This is a genomic window from Fulvivirga aurantia (assembly GCF_009711475.1).
Classification (GTDB): domain Bacteria; phylum Bacteroidota; class Bacteroidia; order Cytophagales; family Cyclobacteriaceae; genus Fulvivirga; species Fulvivirga aurantia.
In genome coordinates, this window is sequence record NZ_SMMD01000771.1 from 1 (window position 1) to 7,886 (window position 7,886).

5 protein-coding genes are annotated in these 7,886 nt (G+C 39.3%); 3 read left to right on the plus strand and 2 right to left on the minus strand.

Annotation, left to right across the window (positions count from 1 at the left end; all coding sequences use genetic code 11):
• The coding region (locus E1176_RS20655; protein ID WP_185152730.1) for a hypothetical protein at window positions 1–297 on the plus strand (297 nt) is incomplete at its 5' end.
• A gap of 6 nt (window positions 298–303) precedes the next feature.
• Here the strand turns inward: E1176_RS20655 and pafA are convergent.
• Together pafA and E1176_RS09715 are read right to left on the minus strand one after the other, a co-directional pair.
• The gene (pafA, locus tag E1176_RS09710; protein ID WP_155210414.1) at window positions 304–1,899 is read right to left on the minus strand and encodes an alkaline phosphatase PafA; all 1,596 of its coding nucleotides are present in this window, start codon (window positions 1,897–1,899) and stop codon (window positions 304–306) included.
• A 96-nt stretch (window positions 1,900–1,995) separates the two neighbouring features.
• Window positions 1,996–4,602 carry a WG repeat-containing protein gene (locus tag E1176_RS09715; RefSeq protein ID WP_155210415.1) on the minus strand — a complete coding sequence of 869 codons (2,607 nt, stop codon included), beginning with the start codon at window positions 4,600–4,602 and terminating at the stop codon, window positions 1,996–1,998.
• A gap of 164 nt (window positions 4,603–4,766) precedes the next feature.
• On the opposite strand from E1176_RS09715, the gene E1176_RS09720 reads away from it, so the two are divergent.
• Complete coding sequence (locus E1176_RS09720) at window positions 4,767–5,906, plus strand: hypothetical protein (protein ID WP_155210416.1); 1,140 nt, start codon at window positions 4,767–4,769, stop codon at window positions 5,904–5,906.
• Window positions 5,891–7,024 carry an Ig-like domain-containing domain gene (locus E1176_RS09725; RefSeq protein ID WP_155210417.1) on the plus strand — a complete coding sequence of 378 codons (1,134 nt, stop codon included), beginning with the start codon at window positions 5,891–5,893 and terminating at the stop codon, window positions 7,022–7,024. The genes E1176_RS09720 and E1176_RS09725 overlap by 16 nt, the downstream gene beginning before the upstream one ends.
• Window positions 7,025–7,886: the final 862 nt, after the last annotated feature.

Consider the following 7,886-nt stretch of genomic DNA (forward strand, 5'->3'; position numbering starts at 1 on the left):
GATGATAAAACCATAAGCAAACGCTCTACATACTTTCAGCAATATGGGTGGGTAGGCAATACCATGTCGATGGGCAAAGCCGGTGAAAATGAAATTATAATCGACAAGAAGCTCTTTGATAAAAAAAGTCCGATTCATTTGGCAGCTGGTCTCATGCCGGAGGTTAACCCTACACAAATCATATCATTACCAGAAGGGCACTCAGCAGGATGTGCTAACGCAAAGCTAGTGAGTGGAGACCCAAACGAATCTTATAATTTTTTACCTACAGGTTGGTATAGAATCGACCTGGAATAAATGCCTTTACTTCAACAATTCTGTCAATGGCTGTCCGGTCGCACCATTTGGCAATTTTATATCTAATAGCATTGATAAAGTAGGCGCAATATCTGTGATTGGGTGATAATTTACTGATTCGCCTACAGGCACGCCTGCACCATACCAAATCATAGGCACATGGGTATCATAAGTGTAAGCGGAGCCATGGGTTGATCCTTTTGAGCTTCTGATCATCCACCCGGGTTCCAACTCTACGATTACATCTCCCGATCTTTTCTGGTTATATCCTCTGGCCATCAAACCTTTTACTCCACCTGCGTCATAGTCTATGCTGTTGATGAGATGAGCAGGATAACTTCTCGCCACACCTTTGGCCAGTAATAAATGATCAGCAACAAAATTTTGGATTTCGATTAAGTTCTGATTGTTGCTGGCAATAGTTTTTCTGTTTAGGAATATTTGATTGTTTGAAACATTCTCAATCCAATCTCCTTTCCCATATTTAGCCTCTATAGCTTCGTTAAGCTTATCCAGCTGTTTTTTATCAAAATACCCTGCAGGTACCTTGCTATCAATCAATAATTGGGGTACCTCTGCTACGGCATGGTCTGCTGTGAGAAATATCAGGTAATTGCCTTTGCCCACTTCATCATCCAGCGTCTCGATTATGGTGGCAATATTCTTATCCAACTTTATATACGTGTCTTCTACTTCTTTGGAATTAGGACCAAAACCATGACCCACATAGTCTGTAGAAGAGAAACTGATGGCTAATAAGTCGGTGATATCATCCTCTCCCAGACTAGTATTTTTTATGGCTGCAAGTGAAATATCAGTTAGGATCTCATTGCCAAACGGTGTAGCTGGCACCATCCAATAGCCATCTTTCTTCATCGGATATGGAAAAGTTGCTTTGTCTTTTCCTACACCATCTTCGTATTCATTTTCATCGTTAATACTTTCGATATAAGTATCAAGGTTGGCCGATGGCTCCCAGGTTTGAGTCAGATAATTTTCTGCTTTGTTTTGATTATTAAACTCCTTGACCCATTCAGGAAGTTGCTCGCTGTAATATGTACTTGAAATGAAGTCTCCCGTATCTTTATCGTACCAAAAAGCCTCGCCCGTGTGTCCGGCAGGAAAAATGGCACCTCTGTCTTTAATCGACAGGCCTATAACTTTTGACCTCATCTGTGTCGAAAACCTTAGCTCATCACCAATGGTGGTGGTCAGCAAATTTCTTGGTGACATATGTCCATTGTCTGAGTTGCTACCTACGGTAGATTCAGATTCATCATGTGCGCAGTATATATTTTGTTTAGATTCTTTATCGTACCAGCTGTTGCCAATTACACCATGGATGGCCGGAGTCGTACCTGTGTAAACCGAAGCATGGCCGGGAGCAGTATAAGTAGGCACATAATTGAAGTGCGCATTTTTATACATGTACCCTTCGTTAATCAGTTTTTTAAATCCGTGATCAGAAAACTTCTCATTAAATCTGTAGAGATACTCTTGTCTCATCTGGTCTACTATAATACCCACTATCAGTTTGGGCTTTTGTTGGGCAGAAACAGAAAGAATGGTAAATAAGAGAGGTAAAAAAAGAATGCGCTTCATATCACTGATTAATTCTAAGGGCAATATTAGTTATTGTTTGCCTAATAATTAAAACAGGCAGATTACGTGTAGGTTATTATTGACTGATTCATCAACTCAATCACAATATATTTTATCGTAAGCGGCCGATTCAAAGGCTTGTTTGCGTAAAACATTCCCTTCGATGTCATAATATATTACAACATAGAAAGCGGCTTCTTTTATACGTTTTTCTGTAAAAAAAACAGGCTGACCTGGTGCGTTGAAAAGGACAATATCATTAAAAGTAGGAGGCACAACCTCTCCCCTTAAATTACTGACTACACCATATTTGCCATTAGACAAAATGGTTATCACCTTTTCCTCTTCACTTATTTTTGTAATATCGTAAGATTGAAAACTCAGGTCACTTATTTCAGCAGAATTGAGCGATAGAAAGTGCCAATCACCTTCTTTCTTTACCAAGGCAACGGTATCACTCCAATGTTCAACCATTTCGAAGCCTTCATCTATAAGTAAGTCACCCTGTTTATCTAGTATAAATGCCTTATCGCCTTTTTCACCTACATAAACACTATCGCTGTATTGGCTTATATTCTTATCATATTCGGGCTTTACATAGCCTTCGCTGGTGATATCAAACATGCCAAACTTTCGCTTCTTTAATAAAGAAACACGACCATTATCATAATTCCCAATGGCATCAAATTCTGCTTTCAACAGAACTTTTCCCGTTTTTGCATCTATCAATCCCTTTTTTCCACGTACAGTAAAAACCAGGTATTCTTTACCCAATGGAGAAAATTCTTTTCTCTCAACTTCAAGTATGTATTGCGCCTTGGTGTTGTACAATAGACGCTTATCGTCAATCACAAAAATATATTCTTGTTCACCACCATTGAGCAAATCAAAGCTGACTGACTTTTTAAAACCGCGCTCAACTCCATTAGGAAAAAATAGCTTTACAGAATCGTTTTTATACGCTGTGAGAAAATGGGCCCCAATAAGCTTTACAGAATCTATCTCGTAATTCTTTATGGCAAAATCAGCTAACCTGATTATCGCTGTAGAGCTATCTACCCTTCCAGCAAGCCAAGCCTGATTGTATGCCACTCGTTTCATATGAGAGGCCAGCACCTCAAGGCTTCCGTTTCTAAAAGTGTACTGCCCTGATTTGTTTACCAGGTAACCTCCGGATATAAATTCAATCTCTTGAGAACCATAAGACACTACTTCCTCAAGGTTTTTATCTACAACTGCCTCTCCATAGTTTGATTCCAGCCAAAGGTTGCCATTAGGAAGAATTTCATAGTCGCTGTAGAAATAATCAAAACTTATGGGTTGGCTATCAACCGCACTCATCAGCTGCTTTACATTCTTAACCTCGATGAGGTCTCCTTTCTCAAAAATAATGTAACCCTCTGTGAGATAAATATCATCAAAATTATCTTGTACCAGTAAACGACCACTAATGGTTTCTAAACGCCAGTTTTGCCCTCGTTTAAGCGCGAGTATATTACCATTGATGAGCCTTATTTCATCATAAGTTGTATTTCTAAGCTTTCGGCCTGACTTGTGAAACAGAGACCAACCGCCAACCTGCTGTCCTTTAAGTAGTCCATATCCCAAATCTTCAATTTCGGTAAAATTTTGATGTGAAATTATGCCACCATTTCTTCCTACGACCTTATTATCTACCTGCAAGTAATCATGAGTAATACCACTGCATTTGTAAATTGGGTTTACAGTCTGGTAAATTGGGTTGATGACCACCTCACCCTTTGCATCCATAAATCCAAAGCGACCTTCTTCTAAAAATGTGAAAAGCGTATGAGGTTCCAGCGCTTGTACTCGCTGTAGAGAATCGCCAAGGGGCATGTTTACACTTTCTCCCCGCGTTTTAGCCACATGATAAAGTAGATCTATGGTTTTATTTCTCAAATGGCTTTTAGGGTAATTTCTGAGAAATAACCTATAACCTCCCACTGAATGCTCAGCGGTGATCACTTCAAATATTTTTTGTTCGGCTTCCTTTCTATAAGGCGTTTGTGGGTGTTTGTCGAGGAATCTGATATAACTAGCCACCCGGCCATCTGCTGTGCTTTTATCAAAATACAGTTTCTCATACCTGCGCTTTGCCTCCGGAATCTGTACAGCACGAGGGTATTTTTCCATAAACGCCTTGTAGCTCTCGTAGGTATTTTGAGACATAGCTGTAGCAAAAGCCAGCACATCCCTCTTCGCAATGGCATCTGGCACCTGACTGGCGGTTGGATAATTTCTCAAAAAGCGATTATATCCGTCTTCAGTATTTATCTCATGCTCATAATAGGCAAATGCGAGGCTATCAATCTTTTCTTTGTGTGATTGCAAGGTTGTGCTATCAAAGCCATGCTTAAAGTGCTTTTCCTGATCTTTCAGATTCAGCGTATCTAATACCGATATACCTCTTAGGATAAAATAATAGCCAGAATCATACAGGCCGGGGTCATTTTTTGCAATCAAAAGCTTCGACTTTGTAAAGAGTAGCGCAGGTACCAGGCTGTCTTTTTCAAGGCTTTTGGCCGTTAAGGTTCTTGCCTTATCAAAATTCCCTTTTTCAAGCTGGTTCAAAGCCCTTTTTGAGGTGCCAACAGGACCAAAAACACAGGAAGACAAAAAGCCAGTAAGTAGAAGTAATAAGTATAGTCGCATCGGTGATTTCTTCGCCCTACGAATATCCATAATTTTCCAGTGTCAAGCAGGCTTTCATGTTTAAAAATGGCTGACAGCAAATTATAACCTGAAATAACGGTTGTTTATCTAATTACAGGACGAGTTTAGGCTGAAAACTAACCCAAATCTTTATTGCTCCGTTTGACTATTTGAAGACCAACCAAACCTAAACTATGAAAACCACACTCTTAATTATTGCTGTATTTTGTTATACAGTAAGTACTGCGACAGAGCCATTTATGAAAAAGGGTACACCCGAAATTCAATCTATGGGCACCCTTGAAATAAACGACAACGGCATTCTGTTTATCGGTGATTCGCGTGCAGGAGCTATTTATGCTATCGATCTCGAAGACAACCAAAAAAGTAACAATCAGGAAGCCGTGACCATTGATGATCTTGAAGGGCAAATTGCAGGCCTTTTGGGCACAACAGCCGACAATGTGTTGATTCATGATATGGCAGTCAACCCGATTTCTCAAAATATATACCTAAGTGCCTCACGTGGTAGAGCCGGCTGGACCTCTAAATGGCACTTGCCCAACGACCTCGCCAATGCCAATGTGCTACTCAAAATAGATAATGAAAGTAACATCAGTGTAATTACACTGGAAGACATCTATCACAGCCACATTAAACTGCCCAACCCTATTGCAGAAGAAAAAGAGCACCGATGGAAAAAAGGTGTTTCCAACAGAGTTGATGCTATTACCAGCATAAGATTTAATGATAATAAGGTATATATATCCGGACTGAGTAATGAGGAGTTTGCTGCCTCCATGTGGATAGCACCCTACCCTTTTAAAAGTGACATTGAAGTGTCTACACTGGAGATATTTCACGGTGCTCATGGCAAATATGAAACAGACTCGCCTATAAGGACTTTTCTCCCTTATAATTTTGACAGTAATGAACACATCATCGCTGCATATTTGTGCACACCTTTAGTGACTTTTGAAACCAAAGAGCTTAAAAATGGCACTCATGTAAAAGGCCGAACCGTTGCCGAATTTGGATCAGGAAATTATCCGCTTGATATGGTTGCCTATACAAATAATAATAAGGAATACATATTAATGTCTAACAGTCAGCTACCGTTACTCATCTTTGACCCACAGGATGTAAACAACTATGAGGGATCAATCACAGAAGAAGTAGAAGGCTATTTAGGTGGCGTAAAATATACACCGAGATCCGGCTCTGGCGTGCAGCAGCTTGACGACCTAAATGAAAAATTTATCGCTGCCACACAGCGAATGCCTAGTGGTAAACTTGCTTTGGTGTCACTTTCAAAAGAATGGCTAAGACCATAAGCAGGCTTAAAAAGTATTTTTTGGGAGTAGTTGCCGTTTGTTATGCGCTCAATTTACCTGGTCAACAAATTGTAGTGGATGACAATCGGCAATCTCCTTTTTATGGTCATTTTATCTTGTTTGACCTGCCAGAAGATGCACTCAAAAAGCTTTCAGAATCTTCTGAGATACAATATGCAGATTTCTTTTTTGTGAAAGTCGACCAGTCAGAATATGCTATGGCCGGCACGTACTCGGTATCGGATTCCAGTGTCATATTCAAACCTCTTTTTCAACCAGACGCAAGGCTTATACACACCTCCTATTTTAGCCCAGACACTTTCAATCGCATTTTAAATACAAATCATGATCTGACACCACTTGCAGTTTCTGTTACCTTCAAAAACAGTGAGGTAGAAGCTGCTTTTGTCAGTCGAATTTCACCAGCGGCTGACACCATACCGGCTAATACATTGCGTTTATACGTCTACTTCAGCTCACCTATGGGTTTACAAAACCCATACGATTATATTAAGATAATAGATCAAAGCGAACAGGAGCTTAATAAGCCCTTTGTGGAATTAAAGGAAGGATTTTGGAACGATACTATGACGAGACTTACCTTATTTTTCCACCCTGGAAGGATAAAAAGGGGTGTTGGTCCTAACATGAGTCAGGGAGCTATCTTCAAAGAAGGTGAACACTATAAACTGTCAATCATTGGAAATTGGCAAGATGCTAATGGCCAAACCATACAGCCTTTTAAAAAGACATTCTTCGCCACCCAGCCATTAAGAACTAGCATTGACATCAGCAATTGGGTGATTGACCCTCCTACCGATTTATCGACTGATCCTGTACAGATAAAAACAGACCGACTGCTTGATGAGGCACTGGTTAGGCGAATGATTGACATGTATAAAAATGGTGAACAGGTCTCAGGTGACTGGACGATACACAAGAAAATATTGAGTTTCATACCAAAACTACCCTGGTCGAAGGGAACTTACACGATCCAAATCAACGAAAACGTGGAAGATATAGCCGGTAACTCACTGCTCAAAGTGTTTGATGTCGACAAAGAACAAACCACACCAACTGCACCAGTTAAAACCAAGATTGAGTTTATTGTTAGGTAGTTTCTAAATTACTCTCCTCAATGTGCCAGGTATGATCTGAGATCAATTTTAACTTCAATACCATCAAATATAAGCTTAGGAGCAAATGGGTTAGAGTATTGTTCAGTTGGCGAAGTTGCAATAAATACACTGATCAATAATAAAGGCTGGACGATTAATGGTGATAGCCGTGCGAGTGCAGCAGACTATGGAAAGTAATACAATAAAGTATTAACCAGCTTAAAAAGGAGACGACTCAAATTGTAATGAGACGACTCCTTACATTGACAGCCTCTAACATAAGAATTGAGAGTGAGCATAGCATTTCTCCTTAATAATGGTTCTAAACTACAGACAGAGTCATATTACCATACCACAACACTGTCGTTTGCAATCAAATAAAAAGACTTCAAGTAGTTTTTGATCAGGAAAATAATAATGAAGCATTAACTACAAACACAACTATTCAATTTGTGGTTGAGTAGTTCCTCTCATCAGTAACCCCAACTTTATCTACTGTTGAATTCATTTTATAGCCACCATCCATAATTAGGCTTTCGATTCTAATAAAAAATCGTCTTTAACTAAGAAATAATATAATAATCGGTTAAATTGCAAGCTGAATTTTATATTATTAGTCAGCTCAAACTTTTAATCAACACCTCTATTTACTGAATACTCTACACGGTTATTTGGCAATAAAAGTGTCTATAGTTTAATACCCTTTTTCAATTAATCAAACATCAAGTTTTAATGAAAAATCTTCACAAATCACTATTAGTGATCACGGCTTTAATTGTAACTGCAGCAGCCACTCTACTTTACTTTAATGAGAATGACACGAGCCATTTGGCTATAATTGATGCGAAGCTGAAAGACAAAA

What these genes read in the sequence shown, in the direction of transcription:
- pafA (WP_155210414.1), bottom strand. Translation starts at nt 1,899, where the DNA reads ATGAAGCGCATTCTTTTTTTACCTCTCTTATTTACCATTCTTTCTGTT.
- E1176_RS09715 (WP_155210415.1), bottom strand. Translation starts at nt 4,602, where the DNA reads ATGGATATTCGTAGGGCGAAGAAATCACCGATGCGACTATACTTATTA.
- E1176_RS09720 (WP_155210416.1), top strand. Translation starts at nt 4,767, where the DNA reads ATGAAAACCACACTCTTAATTATTGCTGTATTTTGTTATACAGTAAGT.
- E1176_RS09725 (WP_155210417.1), top strand. Translation starts at nt 5,891, where the DNA reads ATGGCTAAGACCATAAGCAGGCTTAAAAAGTATTTTTTGGGAGTAGTT.